This window comes from Bilophila sp. T19-St14, assembly GCF_059728385.1.
In genome coordinates, this window is sequence record NZ_BAAGFT010000001.1 from 2,352,703 (window position 1) to 2,377,290 (window position 24,588).

At 61.9% G+C, this 24,588-nt stretch carries 16 protein-coding genes and 1 tRNA gene; 3 read left to right on the forward strand and 14 right to left on the reverse strand.

All coding sequences use genetic code 11. The features are described from left to right. Nucleotides 1–358 precede the first annotated feature (358 nt). From AC6I1V_RS09935 to AC6I1V_RS09985, 11 genes are all read right to left on the reverse strand, one after another. Nucleotides 359–1,867 carry a leucyl aminopeptidase gene (locus AC6I1V_RS09935; protein WP_486853639.1) on the reverse strand — a complete coding sequence of 503 codons (1,509 nt, stop codon included), beginning with the start codon at nt 1,865–1,867 and terminating at the stop codon, nt 359–361. A 167-nt stretch (nt 1,868–2,034) separates the two neighbouring features. Next, the gene (locus tag AC6I1V_RS09940; protein ID WP_486853640.1) at nt 2,035–3,438 is read right to left on the reverse strand and encodes a sigma-54-dependent transcriptional regulator; all 1,404 of its coding nucleotides are present in this window, start codon (nt 3,436–3,438) and stop codon (nt 2,035–2,037) included. Nucleotides 3,439–3,471: 33 nt separating this feature from the next. Next, the gene (gene sugE / locus AC6I1V_RS09945) at nt 3,472–3,792 is read right to left on the reverse strand and encodes a quaternary ammonium compound efflux SMR transporter SugE (protein WP_302552790.1); all 321 of its coding nucleotides are present in this window, start codon (nt 3,790–3,792) and stop codon (nt 3,472–3,474) included. A gap of 657 nt (nt 3,793–4,449) precedes the next feature. Continuing rightward, nucleotides 4,450–6,927, reverse strand: coding sequence for an endopeptidase La (lon, locus tag AC6I1V_RS09950; protein WP_337430488.1), 2,478 nt, complete (start codon nt 6,925–6,927; stop codon nt 4,450–4,452). 293 nt (nt 6,928–7,220) lie between these two features. After that, nucleotides 7,221–8,477, reverse strand: a complete 1,257-nt coding sequence (gene clpX, locus AC6I1V_RS09955) for an ATP-dependent Clp protease ATP-binding subunit ClpX (RefSeq protein WP_302552792.1) — start codon at nt 8,475–8,477, stop codon at nt 7,221–7,223. An 8-nt stretch (nt 8,478–8,485) separates the two neighbouring features. Continuing rightward, nucleotides 8,486–9,109, reverse strand: a complete 624-nt coding sequence (gene clpP / locus AC6I1V_RS09960) for an ATP-dependent Clp endopeptidase proteolytic subunit ClpP (RefSeq protein ID WP_302552794.1) — start codon at nt 9,107–9,109, stop codon at nt 8,486–8,488. 179 nt (nt 9,110–9,288) lie between these two features. After that, on the reverse strand, nt 9,289–10,611 hold the full coding sequence (gene tig / locus AC6I1V_RS09965; RefSeq protein ID WP_308770383.1) for a trigger factor: 1,323 nt from the start codon (nt 10,609–10,611) through the stop codon (nt 9,289–9,291). Nucleotides 10,612–10,707: 96 nt separating this feature from the next. Next, nucleotides 10,708–10,790, reverse strand: a tRNA-Leu gene (locus AC6I1V_RS09970). 615 nt (nt 10,791–11,405) lie between these two features. After that, entirely contained in the window at nt 11,406–13,166 is a 1,761-nt protein-coding gene (locus AC6I1V_RS09975; RefSeq protein WP_302552797.1) for a sigma-54 interaction domain-containing protein, read from the reverse strand. Then, complete coding sequence (locus AC6I1V_RS09980; RefSeq protein ID WP_486853642.1) at nt 13,167–13,922, reverse strand: purine nucleoside phosphorylase YfiH/LACC1 family protein; 756 nt, start codon at nt 13,920–13,922, stop codon at nt 13,167–13,169. Beyond that, nucleotides 13,913–14,605: a 5-formyltetrahydrofolate cyclo-ligase gene (locus AC6I1V_RS09985; RefSeq protein ID WP_486853643.1), complete on the reverse strand. Its 693-nt coding sequence runs from the start codon at nt 14,603–14,605 to the stop codon at nt 13,913–13,915. Before AC6I1V_RS09985 ends, AC6I1V_RS09980 begins: the two co-directional genes overlap by 10 nt. 125 nt (nt 14,606–14,730) lie before the next feature. Here AC6I1V_RS09985 and AC6I1V_RS09990 point away from each other — a divergent pair, with 125 nt between their 5' ends. The 3 genes from AC6I1V_RS09990 to AC6I1V_RS10000 all read left to right on the forward strand — a co-directional run bounded on the left by AC6I1V_RS09990 (nt 14,731) and on the right by AC6I1V_RS10000 (nt 18,963). Continuing rightward, entirely contained in the window at nt 14,731–15,471 is a 741-nt protein-coding gene (locus AC6I1V_RS09990; protein WP_308770386.1) for a metallophosphoesterase family protein, read from the forward strand. 269 nt (nt 15,472–15,740) lie between these two features. Then, nucleotides 15,741–18,371 carry an Rne/Rng family ribonuclease gene (locus tag AC6I1V_RS09995; RefSeq protein ID WP_486853644.1) on the forward strand — a complete coding sequence of 877 codons (2,631 nt, stop codon included), beginning with the start codon at nt 15,741–15,743 and terminating at the stop codon, nt 18,369–18,371. Continuing rightward, a complete protein-coding gene (locus AC6I1V_RS10000; RefSeq protein WP_479859652.1) occupies nt 18,361–18,963 on the forward strand; it encodes an epoxyqueuosine reductase QueH in 603 nt (200 codons plus the stop codon). The genes AC6I1V_RS09995 and AC6I1V_RS10000 overlap by 11 nt, the downstream gene beginning before the upstream one ends. A 931-nt stretch (nt 18,964–19,894) precedes the next feature. Here the strand turns inward: AC6I1V_RS10000 and AC6I1V_RS10005 are convergent. The 3 genes from AC6I1V_RS10005 to AC6I1V_RS10015 form a co-directional block, all read right to left on the reverse strand. Then, nucleotides 19,895–20,464 carry a DNA-3-methyladenine glycosylase I gene (locus AC6I1V_RS10005; protein ID WP_486853645.1) on the reverse strand — a complete coding sequence of 190 codons (570 nt, stop codon included), beginning with the start codon at nt 20,462–20,464 and terminating at the stop codon, nt 19,895–19,897. A gap of 207 nt (nt 20,465–20,671) precedes the next feature. After that, the gene (locus AC6I1V_RS10010) at nt 20,672–22,561 is read right to left on the reverse strand and encodes a SurA N-terminal domain-containing protein (protein WP_486853646.1); all 1,890 of its coding nucleotides are present in this window, start codon (nt 22,559–22,561) and stop codon (nt 20,672–20,674) included. A 72-nt stretch (nt 22,562–22,633) separates the two neighbouring features. Continuing rightward, nucleotides 22,634–24,568: an aconitate hydratase gene (locus AC6I1V_RS10015; RefSeq protein ID WP_486853647.1), complete on the reverse strand. Its 1,935-nt coding sequence runs from the start codon at nt 24,566–24,568 to the stop codon at nt 22,634–22,636. Nucleotides 24,569–24,588 lie beyond the last annotated feature (20 nt).

Below are 24,588 nucleotides of genomic sequence, written 5' to 3' on the forward strand. Positions count from 1 at the left end.
TGAAATTCCAAAGGGATAGCCATATACCTCAGCCTTGGAGTCCTCCAGCGGAAAAACTGGGGTAAAAAGCCGTATTTTCACCATGCTGTGGAGATGGGACAATCATATCCTACAGTTGAGCCAAGAAAAACAGCGCCGGAAGAGAGACGTTCTCCCTTTCGATGATTTTCGAAAAAATTCATTTTGAATTTCATACAGTTGAAATGCTGCCTTCATTGCAAAGGCGAATATCTCGGAAGAGACGCTGCCTTGCCCTCACCCCCACAGGTGAAAGTCTTGGGAAGGGGTGGGGAGGGGTTTGGGGAGGGGCGGGGAGAACCTTTCTCCAGAAAGGTTTCCCCGCCCCTCCCCAAGTATACTATTTATTCTCCGCCAGCTCGATCAGCGTGCGGACGGCGAAACCGGTGCCGCCCGCGGGACAGTTGGGGATTTTGCGGGTGACGAATCCGGGCCCGGCGATGTCGAGATGCGCCCAGCTTCCGTCGAACGTGATGAACTGCTTGAGGAACACGGCGGCGCTGCTCGCCCCGCCCGCCCGCGTCCCGGCGTTGGCGAAGTCGGCGGTTTCGCTCTTGAGCAACTCAAAGTAGCGATCCCAGAGCGGCAAGGGCCAGTAGGGTTCGCCCACGATGTCGCCGAAGTCCTTGATGCGCTGGGCAAGGGTGGCGTCCTGACAGAACAGGCCCGCCACGTCGTCGCCAAGGGCCACGACGCACGCGCCCGTGAGGGTCGCCACATCCACGATCATGGAAGGGTTCCAGCGCTGCTGCGCGTAAGTCAGGGCGTCGCAAAGCACAAGGCGCCCCTCGGCGTCGGTATTGACGATTTCCACGGTCTTGCCGCTGAGGGTCTTCACCACGTCGCCGGGACGGGTCGCGCGGGCGTCGGGCATGTTCTCGGCGCAAGCCATCAGGCCGATGACGCGGCGGGGCGTTTCGAGCTGGCCGAGGGCTTCAAACAGGCCCATGACCGCGGCCGCGCCGCCCATGTCGCCCTTCATTTCCCACATCCCGGCGGCGGGCTTGATGGAGATCCCGCCGCTGTCGAAGGTGATGCCCTTGCCCACCACGATGAGCGGGGCTTCGTCGGCATGCCCGGCGGGGGCGTGCTCAAGGATGATCAGGCGCGGATCGTTGACGGAACCGGCGGCGACGGCGGCGAACGCGCCCATGCCGAGGGAAATGATGTCCTCGCGTTCGAGCACTTCGCAGTTCATGTCGTGGCGCCGGGCGAGCTTGCGGGCTTCTTCCGCCATGCCTTCCGGCGTGAGGCTGTTGGCCGGGGTGTTGGCGAGGTTGCGGGCGAGGATGACGGCTTCGGCATGGGTCTCGCCGCGCCGGGCGGCAAGGCGGGGGAAGTCCGGCACGCTGGCGTCGCAGAACAGCAGGGCCAGCCAGCGCGGATCGGCGTCTTCGGGCTCTTTGGACTTGAACGCCTTGTTGCGCCACAGGCCGAGCATGGCGGCGCAGACGATTTCTTCAATGGTGCGCTCGACATCGGCGTTGAAGCGGGCCAGCCCGGAAACGGGCAGGGCAAGCGTGCCCACGCCGAGCTCGCGGCAGCGGACGGCGGCGGCTCCGGCTCCCTTGCGGAGTTCTTCAAGCGTTTCCGCATACGTCAGCGCGTCGAGCTTGCCGAGGCCGACCACGACGGCGCGGGGCAGAGGGTGCGCGGGAGGGCCGTAGAGGAGGCCCATTTCGCCTTTTTTCCCGTGGAAGTCACGCATCCCCGGCGCAATGGACATCCACGGCGCGGCTTCCAACAGTTCGGGGTAGGCTTTTTCCAGTTTCTCGTCTTCCGACAGGAACACGATCACCGCATCCGCCGACCAACTCTCCGGCCCTCCGGCCTGAAAACGCAATTCCATGCAAATGCTCCTTTAGGAGGGGCTTGAGGAAGGGAGAGAAAAACTCCCTGAGGGAGGGCTTTTCCCTCCCCGCCTTAAACCCCGTCCTGCTCTTTCCTAAGGCTTTTGTGGTTGTAGGCTCCGGTGGAGCCTTTTTTCCTCATTGCCCAAACGGGGCAACGGGGGCGCTACTCCGAAGAAATCCCATACCCTTTCAGCTTGCGGTGCAGGTAGCTGCGCTCAAGGCCGATGGTCTCGGCAAGCCTTGTGATGTTGCCGCCGCATTCGTGGAGCTTCGCCTCAAGGTAGCGGGCCTCGAACACGGCCCTGGCCTTCTTGAAATCGAGATCCGGGGCCAGTACCGCGGATTGCGGCAGGAACGCTTGTTCGCAGTCGGCGGGGGCGGCCCCGGCAGACGGCTCCGGTTTGCCCTGCGGGATCATTTCCGGCGGGAGATCCACGGGGAGGACTGTCTTTCCGCCAAAGAGGATCACCATGCGTTCCGCGAAATTGCGCAGTTCGCGCACGTTGCCGGGCCACGGGTAATGGTGGAGGCGTTCCATCGTTTCCGGCGCGTAGACGGGCGCTTTGCAGGCGTGTACGCGGCACAGGCGTTCCGTGAAGGCCGCCAGCAACAGATCGATGTCCCCCCCGCGCTCGCGCAGGGGGGGTAGGTGCAGCGGAACCACGCGGAGCCGGTAGTACAGGTCTTCGCGGAATGTCCCGGCGGCAATGGCCTCCTCAAGGTTTTTGTTCGTCGCGGCGATGACCCGCACGTCCACCTTGATGGTCCGCGTGCCGCCCACGCGCTCAAAGGACTGCTCTTGAAGGATGCGGAGGATCTTGGCCTGCGTCTTCAGGCTCATGTCCCCGATTTCGTCGAGGAACAGCGTGCCGTTGTTCGCCATTTCAAAGCGTCCGGCCCGTGCCTGATCCGCGCTGGTGAACGCGCCCTTCTCATGCCCGAACAGCTCGCTTTCGATGAGTTCTTCGGGGATGGCGGCGCAGTTCACCGCGATCATGGGCGCATCGGCGCGCCGGCTCCCGGCATGAAGGGCGCGGGCGGCGAGTTCCTTGCCCGTGCCGTTTTCGCCGGTGAGCAGCACCCATACGTCCGTGGGGGCGACGCGGGCCAGCAGTTCCCGGAACTTGAGCATGACCGGGGATTGGCCGATGAGTTCGTCCTGTTCGGGCAAAACGGTACGGAGCACCTGATTTTCCCGGCGCAGGGAGCCAGCTTCAAGGGCGCGGGCCGCGACGATGACGACCTTTTCCAAAGAAAGGGGCTTTTCGATGAAGTCGTAGGCCCCTTGCTGGATGGCGCTTACGGCGGTTTCGATGGTTCCGTGCCCCGATATCATCACGACGGGCAGATCGGGGTGGTTCCCCTTGAGACGGGCCTGCGCGGTGAGGCCGTCCATGCCGGGCAGCCAGATGTCGAGGAAAACGAGATCCGGGCGTTCCGCGTCGGCGGCTTCAAGCCCTTCCTCGGCGGTGGCGGCCTCAAGCACTTCGTACCCTTCGTCCTCCAGAATGCCCCGGAGCGAGAACCGGATGGGCTCCTCGTCGTCGATGATCAGAATGCGTGCCATACCGTTTCACCCTTGTCCATTCACAATAAGCCGTTATGCGTCGGAAAGCAGTTTCAGCCCGGCGATGCCCGCGAGGATCAGCCCGATGCACAGGAGGCGCGCCGGGGATGCCGATTCTCCGAAAAGGACGATGCCGAGCAGCGCCGTCCCCACGGCCCCGATGCCCGTCCAGACCGCGTAGGCGGTGCCGATGGGGAGGTGTTTCAGGGCCGAGGCCAGCAGGAAAAAGCTCAAGGCCATGAGGACAAGCGTCGCCACCGAAGGCCAGAACCGCGTGAACCCGTGGGAACTCTTCAGGCCGATGGCCCAGCCTACCTCGAACAATCCTGCAAAAACAAGCAAAATCCAGTGCATACATTACCTCGCCATGTTGTCGAGGCCGTCCCCGGTTCGCAGGCAGCCGCAGGGCCGTCCCTGCGGTTTGGGGTATTGGAGGGAGGCACGGGGGAGGAGGCTTTTTAAAACAAGCCCCTCCCCCGAACCCGCAGTGAGGCTCGCACCCCTCCCGCAAAAATTTTGACTGGTGGGGAGGGAACCCGGAGGGAGTCCCTTCGCATCAAAAAACAAGGCCGTACCGCAGCAACCGATTGGTATTGTATTCCATGTAATCCAAGGCAAATACTGAGGAAAACTTTTCCGCCGCAGGGAACGCCGACAAATGCCTTCAAAGAACCCGATAACATCAGTCGCTGCAACACTGCATCAATCAAGTGCCGTGAAAAGCCAATTTCCTGGGCACGGCACCGGGAATGCACGCCAACAAGCGCCTTTAAAAAGTTCAACGAAATCAATTACTGCAACATTATATCAACCAACTGCCGTCAAATGTCTTACGAAACCAGTTTTTGGGCGCAGCACCGGGGGACGTGCGCCGACACCCCGCCTTTCAAGCCACCCCACCCTTCATCGACCCTTACGAAAGTCTTGGGAGGCGGAGGGGTGGGGTTTGGGGAGGGGAGGAGGAACCTTTCTCCAGAAAGGTTCCTCCTCCCCTCCCCAATCTCCTCCCCCCTACTGCGCCGCCGCCATCGGCGCCACAGCAGGCTCGTGATGGCGGCGGAGGGACTCGATAAGGGAAGGGCAGTCGCTCTTGTCCCAAATGGCGTCCGCGGGCGCGTCGAGGGCGATGGGGAGCACCTCATCCACATGATCCACAAGCTCAATACGCAGGGTCTGGAGGATTTCGTCAGGCACTTCCTTGAGATCCTTGGCGTTGTCGCGGGGGATGATCACGGTCGCCATCTCTGCGCGGCTGGCGGCGAGGAGCTTTTCGCGCAGGCCGCCGATGGGAAGCACGCGCCCGCGCAGGGTGACTTCGCCGGTCATGGCTACGTCATGCCGCACGGGGATGCCGAGCAGGGCGGAAACGAGGCTCGTGGTGATGGCGATGCCCGCCGAGGGGCCGTCCTTGGGGGTCGCGCCTTCGGGGAAGTGCGTGTGGATGTCGATCTCGCTGTGGAAATCGGGCTTGAGCCCAAGCGCCGCGGCACGGGAACGCACGTAGGAAAGCGCCGCCTTCGCGGATTCGCTCATGACCTCGCCGATTTTGCCGGTGGTGGCCACACTCCCCTTGCCGGGCATGATCACCGTTTCCACATTGAGCAGCACGCCGCCCACGCCCGTATAGGCCAGCCCGTTGACCACGCCGACCTTGGGGGACTTTTCGTTTTCGTCCATGCGGTACTTCTTCACGCCGAGATAGGTTTCCAGATCATCCGGCGCAATAGTCACGCACTGGTCGAGGTTGTCTTCTTCCACCAGCTTGATCGCGGTCTTGCGGCACAGCGCGCCGATTTCGCGTTCAAGATTGCGGACGCCGGCCTCGCGCGTGTAGGAACGGATGACCTCGGTGAGCGTCTCCTCCGGCAGCGAGATGTTCCCGGACTTGAGGCCATGCTCCCTGATCTGGCGCGGCAGGAGGAAGTCGCGGGCGATGTGCTTTTTCTCTACTTCGAGGTAGCTGGAAAGCTCAATGATTTCCATGCGGTCCTGAAGCGGGGCGGGGATATTGTGCAGCGAGTTCGCCGTGGTGATGAAGAACACCTTCGACAGGTCGTAGTCGATGTCGAGGTAGTGGTCGTTGAACGTCTTGTTCTGTTCGGGGTCGAGCACTTCCAGCAGGGCGGACGCGGGATCGCCCCGGTAGTCGGAACTCATCTTGTCGATTTCATCGAGGCAGAACAGCGGGTTGCTGGATTTGGCGCGCTTGAGGGCCATGATGATCTTGCCGGGCATGGCCCCCACGTAGGTGCGCCGGTGGCCGCGGATTTCGGCTTCGTCGCGCACGCCGCCGAGGGACAGGCGCACGTATTCGCGCCCCGTGGCCGTGGCGACGGAGCGGGCCAGCGAGGTCTTGCCCACGCCGGGAGGCCCGACGAGGCAGAGGATGGGGCCTTTGAGCGCGTTGGTGAGCTTCTGGACGGCGAGGAATTCAAGGATGCGCTGCTTGGGCTTCTCAAGGCCGAAATGATCGGCGTCGAGGATGGCGCGGGCTTCGGGGATGTCGATGCTGGTTTCCCGCATCTCATTCCACGGCAGTTCGAGAATCCAGTCCACATAGTTGCGGACAATGGCGTATTCGGCGGAGGCCGGGGCCATCATGCGCAGCTTCTTGAGCTCGGACATGCCTTTTTCGCGGGCTTCTTCAGGCATGTTCTTGGCCTTGAGCATCCGCTCAAGCTCCGCGATTTCAGCCTGCGGATCGTCTTCGCGGCCCATTTCCTTGTTGATGGCTTTGATCTGCTCGGAAAGGTAGTATTCCCGCTGGTTTTTATCCATCTGGTCTTTGACGCGGCTCTTGATGCGCCGTTCCATCGAAACCCGCTCCATCTCGGTATTCAGGAGCTCGTAAATCTTTTCAAGCCGCTGTCCGGGGTCGGAGAGCTCCAAGGCTTCCTGCTTCTTGGGGTATTCGATCTTGAGCAAGGGCAGGATGGTGTCGGCAAGCTGTCCGGGGTCGCGCAGGGCGGTGACGGCGGAGAGGATCTCCGGGGTGAGCTTTTTGTTGGTGTGGGCGTATTCGGCGAGGATTTCCTTTGTGGCCCGAACCAGCGCTTCGGTTTCGGGGCCGTCATTGCGTATGATGGGCAGCGGCGTGACCACGACCTTGGGGAAGGCATCCTTTCCGAAGGGGTTTTCCTGATCTTCGGGCGTCAGGGGCCGCCAGCCGATGCGGTACAGGCCCTCGAAGAGCACCTTGATCGGGCCTTCGGGCAGCCGCATGTATTGGAGCACCCGCCCGACCACGCCAACGGCATAGAGATCCGCCGGATTGGGCTTTTCCAGTTCGGGTTCGCGCTGGGTCACGAGGCAGATGCGCTTGCCGTAGTTGTTCACGGCGCTTTCGATGGCTTTGATCGAGGCTTCGCGGCCCACGAGGAGGGGCATGATCGAGTGCGGCGACATGACCACCTCCCGCAAGGGCATGAGCGGAAGCTCGAATCCCTCCAGTGTTGCATTGCTGGTGATGGCGTCGTTCGTTTCGTTCATGCTTGCTCCTTTAGAGGGTACGGAACTGGGGGAGGGGAGAAGGAACCCTTCTGAAGAAGGGCTTCCTTCTCCCCTCCCCCAGGCCCCCTCCTCTCATCTTCCCAAGACTTTTGTAACGGGCCCCAGCCCGGCTTCGTATGCCGTGAGGGGCCGCGCGGAAATTTTTTTATCGCAAAAGGAAACGCCCGCCGCGTTTCCTCCCCACCCGTCAGAAGTTTTTGGAAAGGATGGGGGGTGTGGGGGGAAGGGAGAACCCTTTTTCAAAAGGGTTTCCCTTCCCCCCGCATTCAACCTTACGAAGCGATGTGCGCTTCGGTGTCGTAGATGTACAGCGGCGGGGCCTTCTTTTCGATGACCGCGTCGTTGATGACGCACTCCTTCACGCCGGGCATGGAGGGAAGCTGATACATGATGTCGAGCATGACGCTTTCCATGACGTTGCGCAGGCCGCGCGCGCCGGTCTTGCGCTCGATGGCTTTGTGGGCGATGGCGCGCAGGGCGTCGGAGGTGAAGCGCAGGGTCACGTTGTCGAGCTCGAACAGCTTCTGATACTGCCGGGTAAGGGCGTTCTTGGGCTCGGTCAGGATGCGGACGAGGTCGTCCTCGCCGAGATCGTCCACATGCGTCAGAACCGGGATGCGGCCCACAAATTCGGGGATGAGCCCGAACTGCACGAGGTCGGCGGGATGCACCTGCTCAAGGAGCTCGCCGAGGGTGCGCTCCTTTTTGGTCTCCACCTTGGCCCCGAAGCCCATGCTGCCGCCGCGCATGCGCTGCTCGACGATCTTGTCCAGCCCGATGAACGCCCCGCCCACGATGAACAGGATGTTCGAGGTGTCCATGCGGATGAATTCCTGCTGCGGGTGCTTGCGTCCGCCCTTGGGGGGGATGTTGGCCTCCGTGCCTTCGATGATCTTGAGCAGGGCCTGCTGGACGCCTTCGCCGGACACGTCGCGGGTGATGGACGGGCCGTCGGCCTTGCGGGAGATCTTGTCGATTTCGTCGATGTAGATGATCCCCTTGCGGGCCGCTTCAAGGTCGTAGTCGGCGTTCTGGAGCAGTTGGACCAGAATGTTTTCCACGTCTTCGCCCACATACCCGGCCTCGGTCAGTGTGGTGGCGTCCGCGATGGCGAACGGCACGCGCAGGACGCGGGCCAGCGTCTTGGCGAGGAGCGTCTTGCCGCTCCCGGAGGGGCCGACAAGCAGGATGTTGCTCTTTTCGAGCTCCACACCGTCGTCGCCCTTGAGGGCGTCGGCGTAAAAGACGCGCTTGTAGTGGTTGTGCACCGCCACGGCGAGGATCTTCTTGGCCTCGTCCTGCCCGATGACGTATTCGTCGAGGCGGGCCTTGATTTCCTGCGGGGTGAGCAGGCGTTCATCTTCACGGACCTGCTCAATGGTGTTCTGGGCCAGCATTTCGTTGCAGGTGGCGATGCACTCGTCGCAGATATGCACGCCGTCCGGCCCGGAGACGAACTGGTTCGCCTGCGTTTCGGTTTTGCCGCAGAAAGAGCAGCGGGGTTCGTTCGGGGGAGTGGTATTAGGCATCTCTCTTCCTATTCGGACTTTTCGGCGAGGAGGTCACGGCGGGAGGCGAGAACCTTGTCCACCAGACCATAGGCCTGCGCCATTTCGGCGGTCATAAAGTTGTCGCGTTCGGTATCCTGGGCGATCTTTTCGATGGGCTGGCCGGTATGCTTCGCCAGCAGCCCGTTGAGGGTCTCGCGCATGCGCAGGATCTCGCGGGCATGGATGTCGATGTCGGTGGCCTGGCCCTGGAACCCGCCGAGGGGCTGGTGGATCATCACCTGGCTGTTGGGCAGGGCGTAGCGCATCCCCTTCTGGCCCGCGCTGAGGAGGAAGGCCCCCATGCTGGCGGCGCGGCCCATGCACACGGTGGCGACGGGCGGGGTGATGTAGTTCATGGTATCATAGATAGCCATGCCAGCCGTGACGGAACCGCCGGGGCTGTTGATGTAGAGGTAAATTTCCTTTTCCGGGTCCTGCGATTCGAGGAAAAGCAGTTGGGCGCAGATGAGGGACGCCACCGGGTCGTTGACCTCGGAGCCGAGGAGCACGATGCGGTCTTTCAGCAGGCGGGAAAAAATATCATAAGCGCGTTCGGTGCGGCCCGACGTTTCGACGACGATGGGCACCGTCATATCAAGAATGTCTTGCATACTGTCTCCATATGATGATTGGGGCATCAGGGCTTTCCCCGTCAGATAAGCACGATTGCGCCGTTGTCTTGGGATGAAGCCGTAAAAACGGGAAATAGCACAGGGGCCACATACAATAAAGAGGGGAGTGCGGACACTCCCCTCTCCTCATTTCTCCAAAAAAACGGGCGGAAAACGGACTAGTCCGCGTTCTTGGGCGCGCTCAGGCTCACGGCGGGGACTTCGTTGATCTTCGCCTTGCTGTAGACCAGTTCCAGAGCCTTGTCAGCGAGGATGCGGTCGCGCAGTTCATAGATCAGGCCGCTCTTGTGGTAGGCTTCGCTGACCTTCTTGTAGTCCTGCTGGGCGCGCATGGCCATGCCGTAGATGGCCATTTCCACTTCCTGATCGCTGACGGTGATGTTTTCCTTCTGGGCGAGGGCCATCAGGAACACCTGAGGACGCAGGGTTTCGAGGGCTTCCTTCTTGGCTTCTTCGCGCTTTTCTTCCTGCGCCTGATCCTTGCGGAGGTCGTCGATGCCCATGCGCTGGAGCTTCATGGCCTGTTCCTGCACCACGCGCTCGACGCGGGCGTTCAGCATGGATTCGGGGATTTCAAAGGAAACCTTTTCAAGGAGGCCGTCGATGAGCTTCTTCATGGCTTCGCTGCGGGCGGCCTGGGCCTTCGTAGCGGAAACGTGCTCGATGATAGAGGCCTTCATCTTTTCAATGCTTTCCTGTCCGACCTTCTTGGCGAACTCTTCGTTCACTTCGGGCTTCTGGCTGGTCTGGATCTTGTTCACCTTGATGGTGAAGGTGACGGTCTTGCCGGCCAGCGGCTTGTGGGGGTAGTCGGCGGGGAAGTTCACGGGGCCGGTCTTTTCCTCGCCGACCTTCGCGGTCTTCACGAGGGCTTCAAAATCGGGGAGGGCCTGGCCCTGGCCGAGGGCCACGCCGAAGTTTTCGCCCTGCACGTCGTCGATCTTGTTGCCTTCCTCATCGGCGCCGGAGTAGTCGACATCCACGGTATCGCCGTCCTGGGGAAGGCGATCTTCGGTCACTTCGGTGAGTTCCGCCATGCGTCCACGGAGGTTTTCGATGATTTCGTTCACGTCGTCGTCGGACACGTCGGCCTTGGCCTGATCGACTTCGAGGCCTTCATAGTTGGGGAATTCGATTTCGGGCAGCACGTCGAAGGCGACGTTGCACTTGAATTCGGCATTGCGGGCGAAGGCGTCATGATTGTCCATTTCCATGCTGGAAACGGGGGTCAGGCCGGAGTCCTTGAGGGCCTTCTGGAGGAGGGCGTTGATCTCGTCCTGCGTGGCGCGGGCGTACACGTCTTCGCCGAAGCGCTTTTCCACTACGGACGCGGGGACTTTACCCTTACGGAAGCCGGGCAGGACCAGATCCTTCTGGAAGCCCTTGACGGCGGTGTTGATAGCGGCGTTCACGTCATCCGCGGTCAGGGTGAAGGCGATCTTTTTCCGAGTGGGGGAAAGGCTTTCAACGACAAATTCCATGGGGATTCCCTCCTTAGGGGAGCCGGCCCGTTCAGGGGCGGACGAACTTTTTTATCAATCAAAACACGAGGTTTATGAATGCGCCGTTAGGCTTTCTGGTGCGAGAGGGGGGAGTTGAACCCCCACGGAAATCCGCTGGATTCTAAGTCCAGTGCGTCTACCAATTCCGCCACTCTCGCCCGGATAGCACACAAGGGGATAAGCATAGCGTGTCTTGCCGAAAATCGCAAGACTGGAAGGAGGGAAACGGCCTCGGAAGGAGCCTCGCCGCCGCGATGGATCCGGTCGAAGGGCGTCTGGCCGTTTGCTTTGGCAGGAGCGGGGCAAGAGGCGGCGAACGGCGGATGAAAAGGGCGTCCGAGGTGCGGGCGTCTCCCCAAGCGTACTCTCCGCGGAGCCACACCCATACCGTGCTCGGACGTGCAGCAGGAGGCCGACGTATTCTCAGGCGGGAGGAGCCATACCTTGCTCCATTGCCAATACGGGCCCTTGTCGGGAATATTCCTAGGCGCGCGCGGAGCCACACCTTGAGAAGCGGCGGGAAAGCCTTGCGGCCTTTGGTATTCTCAGGCGTGTGGAGTCATATCCCTTTTCCAGCGGATGATGTACATGGAACCCTGGTATTCTCAGGCGTGCGGGGCCACACCCCGCCCGTCAGGAGCTGCTGTCCAAAGAAGCCGGGTGTCCCAGGCGTGCGGAGCCACACCACTAGCGGAAAAACTGGAGAAAGAGCCTGTAGCGTATTCTCAGGCGGGAGGAACCGCATCCGCCGGAAATGCCGCATGCCGGAAAGGTCATGCGCCTTCGTAGTCCTTCAATTTCCTGTACAGCGTGGCGACGCCGATGCCGAGGGCGGCGGCAGCGGCCTTCTTGCCGGGCGTGTCGTCCCCGCAGCGGCGGACGGCGTCCAGGATGGCGTTGCGCTCCAGATCGCGGAGGGGGATGATCCCGCCGGAGGCGGGCGGCGCGGCGGGCGGGGGCACGGAAGGGGGCAGGGCCCCGCGCACGGAGGCGGGGAGCATGTCAGGATGCAGCACCCCGCCGGACGCCGGGGCCATATTGACCATAAATTCCATGACATTCTCGAACTCGCGCACATTGCCGGGCCACGGGTAGGCGGAGAGCGCCGCGAGCATGTCCGGGCCGAGCGACGGGGCCTGTTTGTTGAACCGGGCGCTGTAGCGGGCGAGGAAGTGGGACGACAACAACTCGATGTCGCCGTGGCGCTCGCGCAGGGGCGGAACCTGTAACGGGATCACGTTCAGGCGGTAGAAGAGATCCTCGCGGAAACGGCCTTGTCGCACCGCTCCGGCAAGATCTTCGTTCGCCGCCGCGATGATGCGGATGTCCACCTCAATGAGCCGGTTGGAGCCGAGGCGGGTGAAGGCCCGTTCCTGCAGGACGCGGAGCAGCTTCACTTGCAGGTAGAGCGGCATGGTGCCGATTTCGTCGAGGAACAGCACGCCCTTGTGGGCCAGCTCGAATTTGCCGATGCGCCCCTTGGCGCTCGCGCCGGTGAACGCGCCGCCAGTGTAGCCGAACAGCTCGCTTTCGAGCAGGGCGTCGGGGATGGCCCCGCAGTTGATGCCGATGAACGGCTTGTCCCGGCGGCCGCTGGCGGCGTGGATGGCGCGGGCGACGAGTTCCTTGCCGGTGCCGGATTCGCCGGTGACGAGGACTGTGGACGTGGAGCCCGCGATCCGGCGGATTTGATCTTTGAGCTGGAGCATGGCGGGCGAGCGCCCGATGAGGTTCTCGACGCCGGAAAGGGAGTCCCCAAGGGAAGAGACGCGATCCGCCATGCGCGGCAGGGACTCGAAGGTAAAGACCGCGGCAAAGTGGTAGTCCGAAGGCGCGAGCGGGGTCATCTGCCCCATGAGCGTGTGTTTGCGGTTCCGGGCGGTGACCACGAATTCCTCAAGATCCGAAAAGGATTCCCCTGTCCGTTTGAACTGCACGTCCGTGGGCAGGCCGCCGCCCTTGAGCCCAAGATCCCGGCGGGCGATGTCGTTCAGGTAGGAAATGCCCCCCTTGGCGTTGAAGATGACGATGCCCCGGCTGTTGATTTCGAGGATCCGCAGCATGATGTCGAGGAACGACCGGGCGCGGAGCAGGTCGGCGTGGTCGTGGAGCTTGTGCAGGATGAATTCCGCGCAGCGCTCGATGAACTGGACGTAGACGTCCTTGTGCGCGAGGACGCGGGCGCGGTCTTCGTCGGTGGAGCAGACGAGCCCGATGACGCCGAGCACGTCGCCGCCGTCGATGATGGGCGTGCTGATGGAAAGGGTTTCGCGGCAGAGGCCGCGCCCCTGACAGCGCGTGCAGATGAAATGCTCGCGGGGCGTCTCCATGACGAACGAGCGCCGGATGCGCATGACGTGGCGGTAGGTTTCGCCCGCGGCGCGGATGTTTTCCCCGACCCCGGAGGCATAGAGGCCCGTCCCGGCGAGGCGGTTCAGGCCCGCGTCCACGACTTCCACGTCCACGCCGACCACGCGGGCGATGAGTTCCGCATAGTCGGCCACCGTATCCCGGATGTCCAGCAGCATGGGCATTCAGACTGTCCAGATGACGTTGGCCTGACGCCCGCAGATCCCGTCCCGGCGGTAGGAGAAGAAGCTGTCCGGCATGGACGCCGTACACAGATCGAGGCCGAAGATGCCTTCGTCCGGAAGGCCCGCTTCCAGCAGTTGGTCGCGGGTCAGCCGCCAGAGGTTCATGGTCTTGTCGCGGGCATTGAACCAGTTGGCGAAATCGGGGCCCCATTCTTCATCATAATTGACGAATTCCGAACGCTGCGGGCCAAGGCTCGGGCCGCGCACGGCGAGCAGGTCGCGGGCGTCGAGGCCGTAACGCCCGCAGAAGGCCGCAATGCCGGACTGGAGGAAACGCAGGCGGTTGCCGCGCCAGCCGATGTGGAAGGCCGCGATGTGGCGCCCTTCCTTGTGCGCGACGAGGACGGGCTGGCAGTCGGCGGTCTTGATGAGCAGGCCGATGCCGGGCTTGTCCGTGGCAAGGCCGTCCCCTTTGGGAAAGGCGGGCGGCTCCACGAACCGCTCCAGCGGCGCTGAGGGGGGATCGAAAACGAGCGTGTCGCCGTGGATCTGATCGAGCTCGGCGATTTCGGCAAGCTCAAGCGTGGCGGCGAGATCCAGCCGGTTGGCCGAGACGCGCAGGGGATCGTCCCCTACCGTGTAGGCGATGTTCCCGCCCCCATAGGGCCCTTCCGAAACGCCCCAATCGCGGGTCTGGAAGGCGCAGCGGACGCCCGGAATGCCGGGAAAGGCGAAGGGGATGAAGCTCAGAGCCATATGAGTTCCTTTTCGGTGGCGTAGCCGTGCATGGGGATGTCCAGAGGCCCGGCGGGAAATGCGGCTATCTGGAGGGAATGGATCAGCGCCAGCCGCTTCGCGCCGCCCCAGCCGGGCAGGGCGAGCAGGCGGTCGTAGAAGCCTTTGCCGTACCCAAGGCGCGCCCCGGCTGGGCTGATGCCCACGGCGGGGACCAGGATCAGATCCGGCAGCCGGAGGGACGCATCCGTCCCGGAAGGCGGGGCGAAGGTTCCGGCGGCGTCCCGTTCCCATCCCGCGCGGGGCAGGGGCGGGCACGCGGGGCCGGGCTCGGAGAGGCCGAAGGCGCCGGGCGCCAGTTCATCGTAGCCCCGGCACAGGACGAATTCCATGATTCCCTCGCCCGCGCTCGGCGGGAGGCAGCGGGGCAGGAGCACCTGTTTGCCCTCGGCCCACGCGCGCCTGATAAGTTCATCGGTGGAAATTTCGTTCCGCACGGCGACATACATGGCGACCGTGCGGGCTTCGCGCCATTCGGGGAGGGCGAGGACACGCCGCTGGACGGCGGCGGAATGGCGTTCCCACTCGGCGGGGGCAAGGGCTTTGCGGGCGCGCATCAGCTCGGAACGCAAGGCGTTTCTGTCCGGGGCGGCGTGGCCGGAGGGCATACCCGCCGCGGAAAGGGAGGTCGGAGGGAGGGGCATGGCGCACCTTTGTCAAACCTGAAACAATAGGTTAGGGTACGAAAGATCGAGTGAAGCGGAATCCCTTGCAGGGAATGGCAAGCCGGTATACCCTGCAACCCCAACAGTACAAGGAAGTTGCCGACATGCCAAGCGTCCAGCCCCTTTCGTCCTTTGCGGCCCCCGCTCCCGGAACCTCCGGCGCGGCCGCCCCGTCATCCGGGGTTCGCACGTGGATCGTCATGGGCGATCTTCACGACAAGGCCGCCCGCCTTGGCGAAATCCAAGGATTGGAAGAGGCCGACGGCATCATCGTCACCGGCGATCTGACCGTCACCGGCGGCGCGGCGCAGGCCCGCAACGTGCTTGAGAAGCTCACCCGCTACAATCCCGTCATTTACGCGCAGATCGGCAACATGGATCGCGCCGAAGTCACGGACTGGCTTACCAGGCAGGGTTGGAATACGCATTTGTGCGTCCGTGAGCTGGCTCCCGGCGTCGCGATCATGGGGCTTGGCGGCTCCACGTTCACGCCGTTCGGCACGCCGAGCGAATTTCCCGAGTCCCGCTTTGCGGACTGGCTCGAACACATGTGGAGGGAGGCCCGGACGTACCGCCATGTGGTGCTTTCCGTGCATACGCCTCCGCATGACACGCTGTGCGACATCGTCGGGGACGGAACCCACGTCGGTTCCTCCGCCGTACGCGACTTCATTCTGGACGCACAGCCGGATGTGTGCCTGTGCGGGCACATCCATGAATCCCGCGCCGTGGATCGCCTCGGGCGCACCGTGCTGGTCAATCCCGGCGCGTTTGCGGCGGGCGGCTATGCCGTCCTGCGGCTTGCGGGGGACGATCTGTCGGTGACGCTTCACATGCTGGACTGACCGGCCCGCCCGGATCGCCGCTTCCCCGTACGGGCCGCTGGCCTGCCCGTGCGCAGGGGCATTTGTCGCCGCCGGAAAAATTTTTTGGAAAACCGCGCCTTGCGGCCTTGCCCGCCCTCCGTATTCACCGGAAAGGCTTTCTCCCCGGCGAGGCCCGTATGTGCGGGGCCCTTCGGAGACGCCGAACGGCGTGCCCGACCCGCGATTTTGCGGCCGCCCGCGCCAGCCGGACGGCACCCCGATACTTTTTTGTTTTTTTGAGGAAACATATGACCGATTCTGAAAAGACCGCGGCCCCGGCGGAACAGCCGGCTGCGTCCGAAATGCCCATGTCCGCCGCTGCGGACGCCGTTGAAACCCCTTCCGAGCCCGCTCCCGAAAAGAAGCCCCGCCGCCCGCGCCGCAAGAAGCCTGCCGTGGAACAGGCCACGCTGGAACTTGCCGTTCCAGAGGACGCCGCACCGGTGCAGCCTGCGGAGGGACAGCCCGTATCGGATCCGGCGGCCGAAGCCCCCGCACGGAAACGTCCCGCCTCGAAGCCGTCCGCGGCGAAAACATCCCGGAAGCGGGCCGGGCAGCCGAAACAGCCTGTTGAAGAGCCTGTGGAGCCGAAGCAGCCCGAACAGCCCCTGTTGACCGAACATCCCGTTCAGATTCCCGCCGTCGCCGCTTCCGTGCTGCCCGCCGAGGCGGTTGCGTCCGCCGTCCCCGCCGTGTCCGAACCCGCCGCCGTCCCTGCCGTCGCCTCGCCGGAGGCATCCGTTGCCGCCGATGTTTCCGAAGCCTCCGAAGGCGATGCCGCCGCACCCGCGAAGCGCCGCCGTTCCCGCCGCAGCGGCCGGGGCCGCCGCCGTCCCGCCGAGGGCGATGCCGCCGTTGATGCGGCTGTTTCGGAAGCGGGGGAGACGCCCGCCCTTGATGAGCCCTTAGCCGCCGAATCCCCGGCTGGGGCCGTTGCCGAATCCGCGCCCGCCGTCGAAGATGAGCCCGCAGGGGCCGAATCCGGGCAGGAGCCCGCCGCCGAGGGTGAAGAGGCCCCCCGTAAGCCCCGCTCCCGTTCCCGCCGCCGCAAGCCCGCGCGTCCCGCCGCCGAGCCGTCCGAGGAGGTGCGGAAGGATCAGCAGGCTGCCGCCGTGCCTGAGGATGAGGTGTTCGTCTTTGATGACGATGATGACGAGGAACCCGCTGCTGCTCCCGCTGAAGCCGAGGGTGAGGAGGCGCGTACGCCCCGCGTGCCGCGCAAGCCGCGCCGCCGCCGGAACAAGAAGGCCGCCGCTGCCGCCGCGCCGCAGGAAGCCGAGGGCGAAGCCGCCGAGGAAGGCGAAGAGGGGCAGGACGCCAAGAAAGGCCGCAAGCCCGCCAAGGCCGCCGCGTCCGGCGTGGATCGCAAGATGCTGGTCAGCGTGCTCCCCGGCGATATGGTCGAGGTGGTGCTCACCGAAGACGGATCCGTGCGCGAGTATTACGTGGAGATGACCCATCAGGCCAAGATCCGGGGCAACATCTACAAGGGCGTCATCAACAACATCGACACCAACCTGCAAGCCGCTTTCGTCAATTATGGGAACGTGAAAAACGGGTTCCTGCAAATCGACGAAGTGCACCCCGAATATTACCTCCAGCCCCACGAGCCCACCAAGGGCCGCAAATACCCGCCCATCCAGAAAGTGCTCAAGCCGGGGCAGGAAGTCCTCGTTCAGGTCGTGAAGGAACCCAACGGCTCCAAGGGCGCGTTCCTGACTACATGGCTGTCGCTCGCCGGGCGTTTCCTCGTGCTGACGCCGGGGCAGGAGCAGATCGGCATTTCCCGCAAGGTGGAGGACGGCGAGGAGCGCAACCGTTTGCGCGAGCTCATCCGGGGCCTTGAGCCCGGCGAAGGGCTTGGGGCCATCGTCCGCACCGTAAGCGCGGGCACGAGCAAGACAACGCTCCAGAAAGACCTCTCTTTCCTCAAGCGCGTCTGGAAGGACATCCGCAAGCGCGCCACTACCGAAAAGGTGCCCTCCCTGATCTATCAGGAACCGGGCCTCGCCAGCCGGAGCGTCCGTGACTACCTGTCCGACGACGTGTCGGAAGTCTGGGTGGACGACGCGGAAACCGCCGAAGCCATCCGGGAGATGGCTTCCCTGCTGTTCCCGCGCAAGGGCGACCTCGTGCATCTCTATGAGAAGCATGACAAAACCCTCTGGGAGCACTTCGGCCTTCTCGGACAGATCGAACAGGTGCATTCCCGCGAGGTGATCATGCCGTCCGGCGGGCGTCTGGTGTTCGATCAGACAGAGGCGCTCATGGCTATCGACATCAACTCCGGCAAGATCGGCGGAAAGACGAATTTTGAGGCAATGGCCTTCCGCACGAACATGGAGGCGGCGGCGGCCATCGCCCGCCAGCTCCGCCTGCGCGACATCGGCGGGCAGATCGTCATCGACTTCATCGAAATGCGCGATCCCGAACATTGCCGCGAGGTTGAAAAAGAGCTCCGCAATGCCATGAAGGGCGATCGCGCCCGCCATGACATCGGCAAGATGAGCTCCTTCGGCCTGCTCCAGATCGTACGCCAGCGGACGGGCTCCTCGGCGATTTCCATCAGCATGGAGACCTGTCCCCACTGCAAGGGGACGGGGCAGCGCCGCAACATGGAGTGGCAGTCCGTGCAGACGCTCCGCGAGCTGCACCGCGCCATGCGTGGGGCTGCGGCGGCGGGGCAGGCCGAGTACGTCCACAGCGTGGACGCCGAGCTTGGGCTGTACCTCCTGAACCACAAGCGCGAACGGCTCTCGCTCATGGAAAAGGAATTCCACATCCGTCTGGATATCCGCATCGAAGGCATCTCTTCCGCACCCGCAGCCCCCGCACAGCAGCAGGGCCATCAGCACAATGGGCAGAACAATGGCAGGTAACGGCAAGAAAGTGCTCCTGCACGCCTGTTGCGGGCCGTGCAGCATCATGTGCATCCAGTCGCTGCGCGACGAGGGCTATGACGTCACGGGATACTTCGCCAATCCGAACATCCATCCCGTCTCCGAGTATTTTCGGCGGCGGGAGGCGATGGAGCAGGTAGCGGAACAGATGGATCTGCCCATGCTCTGGCAGGACGATGTGTATGATCTTCCCGGTTGGCTCAAGATGGTGCATGACTTGGGCATTGCGGATAACCAGGGGTATGCCCGCTGCGGCTACTGTTACGAGAGCCGTCTTGCCCTGACCTGCGCCATCGCCTCGGAGAACGGTTTTGACTGCTTTACCACAAGCCTGCTCTATTCCCGGCACCAGCAGCACGACGCCATCCGGGAAATCGGAACCCGCGTCGCGGCGTCCGGGGACTACAGGAGCGAGGCGGGGTTCGGTTCCGAGTTCCTGTACCGGGATTTCCGCCCCTTCTGGCAGGCCGGGATCGACCGCTCCAAGGAAATGGGCCTGTACCGCCAGAACTACTGCGCCTGTATTTTCAGCGAGTACGAGCGGTTTGAGAAGAAGCTGAGGAAGCTGTAGAAGATTGGAGGGGGCGGGGAAAACTTTCTGAAGAAAGTTTTCCCCGCCCCCTCCAAACCACCCCCACCCCTTTCAAAGACTTTCGTATGGGTCAATGGAAGGTGAGGTTATATGCAGGCCCGTTTCGGATGCGGACGTCCCCCGGTTCTGCGGAAAATAGGATTATTGGGGGATTTTTTAGGCTCTAGATAGTGTATGGCTGTTTCATCTCCACAAAGCGGTGAAAAATACAGCCTTTTTTTCCGTTTTCCCCTTGGCGGAGTTCATGGCTGAGGCATTTTGTTGGTTATTCCCTTGGAACTTCAAGGAAAAAGGCATCAGCCATCTTCTATGACACAGCCATTTGAAATAAAGAAAGCGCCCGAAAAAAAGTTCGGGCGCTTTTCTTATGGCTTTTTTAGAGCGTTTTCACGTTGAAAAGGCTCTTCCGACTGCGAGAAGCAGGCGGTTGCTGGAAGGCCATAAGCACAATTCATTTGCGCTGTTCAATGCCGGATCAAGCGTATTTTAGATTTTGATCGGTTTGACTTAACCGATTGAGGAATAGGGGTAACGATTTAGCAACCGTACGAATTTCAGCGTGTTACGTTGCTATGCTGTCAAATAACTCTTTCATTTGCAAATATAATATCTTTTTCCGAAAGTACGAACTATCAGCGGCTATTTTGCAAAGGTGACTTGCGAACAAAGAAAATCATTCATCCCATTCACAAGTTGGCATGTTAGGAACATTGTCCGCTTTGTCATTCTGTTACCGTTCTTTCCTCTCATGGGTGCAGAACTGCCCTAGTCAGTAAGGCACGTAATATCATTTTGTCGTAGTCGGCTGGTACTTTTTAGGGTGTTACGGTGCAATATCACTTTCTTTTTGCTTTTTATATGTGCAAAGCTCAGAAGCTCTCAGCGAGAATCCCGCCGGAGGCTTTATATTTTATTTTCTGCAAATGCAGTCTGTTAAGTGGTCATTAATAAAACCTGCTGCTTGTAAAAATGCGTAACATATGGTTGACCCGAAAAATTTGAATCCCCTTTTTTTTATGTCCTTGCTTATTGCGTCGGATTCAGGAGAAGTGGGAGGAATCTCGCTTAAAAAATGGTATGTGTTTATTTTTGGCTGTTTATTTGGGAAAAAAGACAAAACATAATTGAAAAAACTACCATATTCTTTTTGGATACCAATAAATAACTTTGCATTAGTTATTGCTGATTTTATTTTCAATCTATTTCTTACAATTCCGTCAAAGTGCATTAGACGTTCAATATCTTCTTCTGTCATTTGCGCGACTAATTCAATGTCAAAATCATAAAATGCAGTGCGATATCCTTCTCGTTTTTTCAAAATTGTAATCCAATTTAATCCGGCTTGGGCACTTTCTAAAAGAAGAAATTCAAATAGTGTTTTATCATCTTCTACTAAAACTCCCCATTCCTTGTCATGGTATGATACATAAATTTCATCTGTTCCGCACCATCCACAACGACCATTTACTAAGTCTTGCATATTTTAAACTTTAAAATTGTAAAATGGCAACGTTAAGTTGCCCCAGTGGAACCGGGAGACGGATGCCTCCGAAACGGAATACCGTATCCCCTTCAACCTTCATTGACCCATACAAAAATCTTGGGAGGGAAAGGGGAGGGGTTCGGGGAGGGGAGAGGGAACCTTTCTTTAGAAAGGTTCCCTCTCCCCTCCCCGATTCAGTTTTTATTAATCCGCCAGAATCGTTTCGTTCTTCAGTTCGATCTTGGCATTGGAGCGGAGTAGGCTGAGGAAGCCGCGGAACATCTGCTCGCGCTTGGCGTTGAGCACGGCGTCGGTGATCTGCGGGGCGGCGGCCTTCCAGTCTTCATCGCTCGGCGTCACGACTTCGGCTACGCGGGCGATGACCGCGCCGCCGTCGAGCGTGTAGGCCACGGGGAACCATTCGTTTACCTTGGCGGCGAAGGCGGCCTTGGCCAGTTCGGCGTTCATGCCCAGAGCGCCCATGTAGCCCTGACGTCCGACCGGTTCGGTCTTCTTGAGCTTGCCCTGAAGTTCCTTGGGCAGATCGGCGGTAAAGGCCTTGCGTTCGGCGTTGGCGGCTTCAAAGGCGAGCGTGCGGGCCTTGTCCTGCTGGAGGCGGGCCTTGATGTCGTCCTTCACGGCGTCCAGCGGCTTCACGGTCTGAGGCTTGGACTCGTTCACCTTGGCGATGACGTAGCCGGTCTTGGTCACGAAAGGCGTATCCAGCACGGTGCCGGGCTTGGCGGCCAGCAGCGCCGACAGGTTTTCAGGCTTGATGCCCATCTTTTCGGCCAGTTCGGTCGTATTGACGAGGCCGGTTTCCTGCGGGGCCAGCTTGAGCGGTTCCCCGGCTTCCTTCAGCGACTTACCGCCGATGACCGCGAGCTGAACCTGTTCCAGCGCTTCCTGTACCTTGCCGGAGGCTTCATCCTGCGCCAGTCGGGTGCGGATCTGCTCCTTCACTTCATCCAACGGCTTCTGACCGGCGGCCTTCTTTTCTTCAAGCTGGATGAGGTGCCAGCCGAACTGCGTCTTGACGGGTTCGGAAAGCTCGCCGGGGTTGAGGGCGAAAGAAGCCTTGTCGAATTCGGGGACCATCTGCCCATGCGCGAACCAGCCGAGTTCGCCGCCCTGCGGGGCGCTGCCCGGATCTTCGGAAACTTCCTTGGCTACGGTGCCGAAATCTTCGCCGGCCTTGATGCGCTGGGCGATTTCTTCAATCTTGGCCTTCGCCTTGGCCTGATCCTCGGCGGAAGCCTTGGCGTCGCTCAGGATGAGGATGTGGCGGGCGCGCACCATTTCGGGGGTGGCGAACTGGGCGGCGTTCTTTTCATAGTACTCGGATACGGCGGCGTCGCTGACGTTCTGGGCGGCGGCGAGCGCTTCCGCGCCGATGAGGAGGTATTCCACGTCGGCCTGCGGGGGCACGGTGAAAGCCGTCTGATTGGCTTCGTAGTAGTCCTTGATCTGCGCGTCGTCGATGGCGACCTTGGAGGTATAGTCTTCCAGCGGATAGAAAACGTACTCCAGAATGCGGCGTTCGCCTTCATAGCGGAAGAGATCGCGCACTTCGGCTTCAGGGACGAAGGCCCCGGCGGTGACGTCGGCGCGGAGCTTGTTCATCAGCATGTTGTTGCGGAGTTCGGCCTCAAAGTTGCCGGGGGTGTTGCGCTGGGCCTTGATCATGCGGACGTAGGCGTCGGGATCGAACTTGCCTTCTTCGTTGTGGAAGGCGGGGAAGCTCTCGATGAGCTTGCGCAGTTCCACGGGCGTCACGACGATGCCGACGCGCTCGGCTTCCTGCGTAATGAGGTTTTCAAGGATGAGGTTCTGGATAAGCTGCTGCTTGAGCTGCATCGCCTTGAGGCCCGCCGCGTCAAGATCGGGGTACTGGGCGCGCACCTGCTGCTCAAGCTGTTCGTATTTCCGCTGGAACTCCTGAATGGTGATGGGGTCCCCGTTCACGGTGAGGATGACCGTGGAAGGGCCGCCCGTCAGGCCGCCGACGCCCCAGAAGACGAAGACCAGAATGATGATGCCAAAGGCGATTTTGACGCCCCACGATTGGGCGTTGGCTCGAATGAGATCCAGCATGACAGCTCCAGTTCAAAGGTTACGGGCCCCGGCGGGCCGTACGGCGTCCCGCACGTCCCGCCGGGCTCCGGCTTACATTTTTTCTTTTACGGCGTTCAGCAGGCCGCCGGATCGGATGATGTCCAGTTCGGCCGCCGAGAGATCATTCCTTACAGGAAGAACGCCCACGCCCGCAATCTCAATATTCGTCACGCCGCCGGGCGTGATTTCCGTGAGCGGGATGCGGATATCCGCACCTTGGGCGACCTTAGCATAATCTTCCCTGTTCACGAAGACCAGAGGCAGGATGCCGAAATTCACGAGATTGGCGCGGTGGATGCGGGCCATCGACAGGGCGATGACGGCTCTGATGCCGAGATGGCGCGGGGCCAGCGCCGCGTGTTCGCGGCTGGAGCCCTGCCCGTAGTTCTCACCCGCCACGATGACGCCGTTGCCGCCCGCTTCGGAGACGGCGCGGGCGCGCTTCACGAAGTCGGGGTCCACGCGCACGAACACGTGTTCGGAAATGGCCGGGATGTTGGAGCGCAGGGCGAGGATTTCCGCGCCCGCGGGCATGATGTGGTCAGTAGTGATGTTGTCGCCGAGGCGGATCACGACGTTGGCTTCGAGCACGTCTCCGGACGCGTCGAGGCGGGGGAATTTCTCCAGCGCCACGATGTTCGGGCCGCGCAGGACTTCGACGCCCTCGCCGTTTTCCGGCGGGAACACGAACAGGTGCCGGATGGACGGCGGATCGGCGGGCAGTTCCGGCTTGGCGGGCGGGGTTCCCCATGTGGCGGGATCGGTGAACTTGCCGTTCAGGGCGGCTTGGGCGGCGGTCAGGGGGCTGACCAGATAGACCTTGGCGTCCTTGGTGCCGCTGCGCCCCTCGAAGTTGCGGTTGAAGGTACGGGCGCTCACGCCCGCGGTGACGGGCGCGCCGCCGGAGCCGATGCACGGCCCGCAGGAGCATTCGAGCAGGCGCGCGCCGGAGCTGATGAGCGGCTCAAGGAGCCCTTCCTGCGCCAGCATGGTGAGCACCTGCTTGGAGCCGGGGGAGATCATGGCGTCGGTGCCGGGGTTGATGCGGCGCCCGCCGAGGATCTGGGCGACCAGCTTGAGGTCGGCGTAAGAGGAGTTCGTACAGGAACCGATACAGACCTGCTCGACGGGCAGGCCGTCGAGTTCGGCTACGGGCACCACGCGGTCGGGCATGTGCGGCTGCGCGGCCAGCGGAACCAGCGCGGAAAGATCGATGGTTTCTTCTTCATCATACGCGGCATCGGCGTCGGGGCCGAGCTCCAGCCAGTCGGCTTCGCGGCCCATGGCCTTGAGGAAGGCGCGGGTCACGCCGTCGGAGGGGAAGAGGGTGCCCGTGGCGCCGAGTTCCGCGCCCATGTTGGCGATGGTGGCGCGTTCCGGCACGGAAAGGGTGGCGACGCCGGGCCCGGCGTATTCAAACACGCGGCCCACGCCGCCCTTGACGGTGCGGCGGCGGAGCAGTTCGAGGATGACGTCCTTGGCGGAAGCCCATCCGGTGAGCTCACCGGTCAGGAAGACGCGCACGACCTTGGGCATGGGGATGTAATAAGGCTCGCCCGCCATCGCCAGCGCGACGGAAAGCCCGCCCGCGCCCATAGCGAGCGAACAGATGCCGCCTGCGGTGGGGGTGTGGCTGTCGGAGCCCACGAGGGTCGCGCCGGGCTTGGCGAAGTTTTCAAGGTGGAGCTGGTGGCAGATGCCGGTACCGGGCCCGGAGTACACGCCGCCGAACTTGGCCGCCACGGTGCGCAGGAAACGGTGGTCGTCGGGGTTGCGGAAGTTCATCTGGAGCGTGTTGTGATCCACGTAGCTCAGGGAAATGTCGGTCTTGACCCGTGGGATGCCCAGAGCCTCGAACTGGAGCCATGCCATAGTCCCGGTGGCGTCTTGGGTCAGGGTCTGGTCGATGCGCAGACCGATTTCGCTTCCGGGCGTCATGGTGCCGGAAACAAGGTGACTGCCGATGATTTTCTGTGTGAGGTTCATATGCTTCCCTTTTGTCTGGA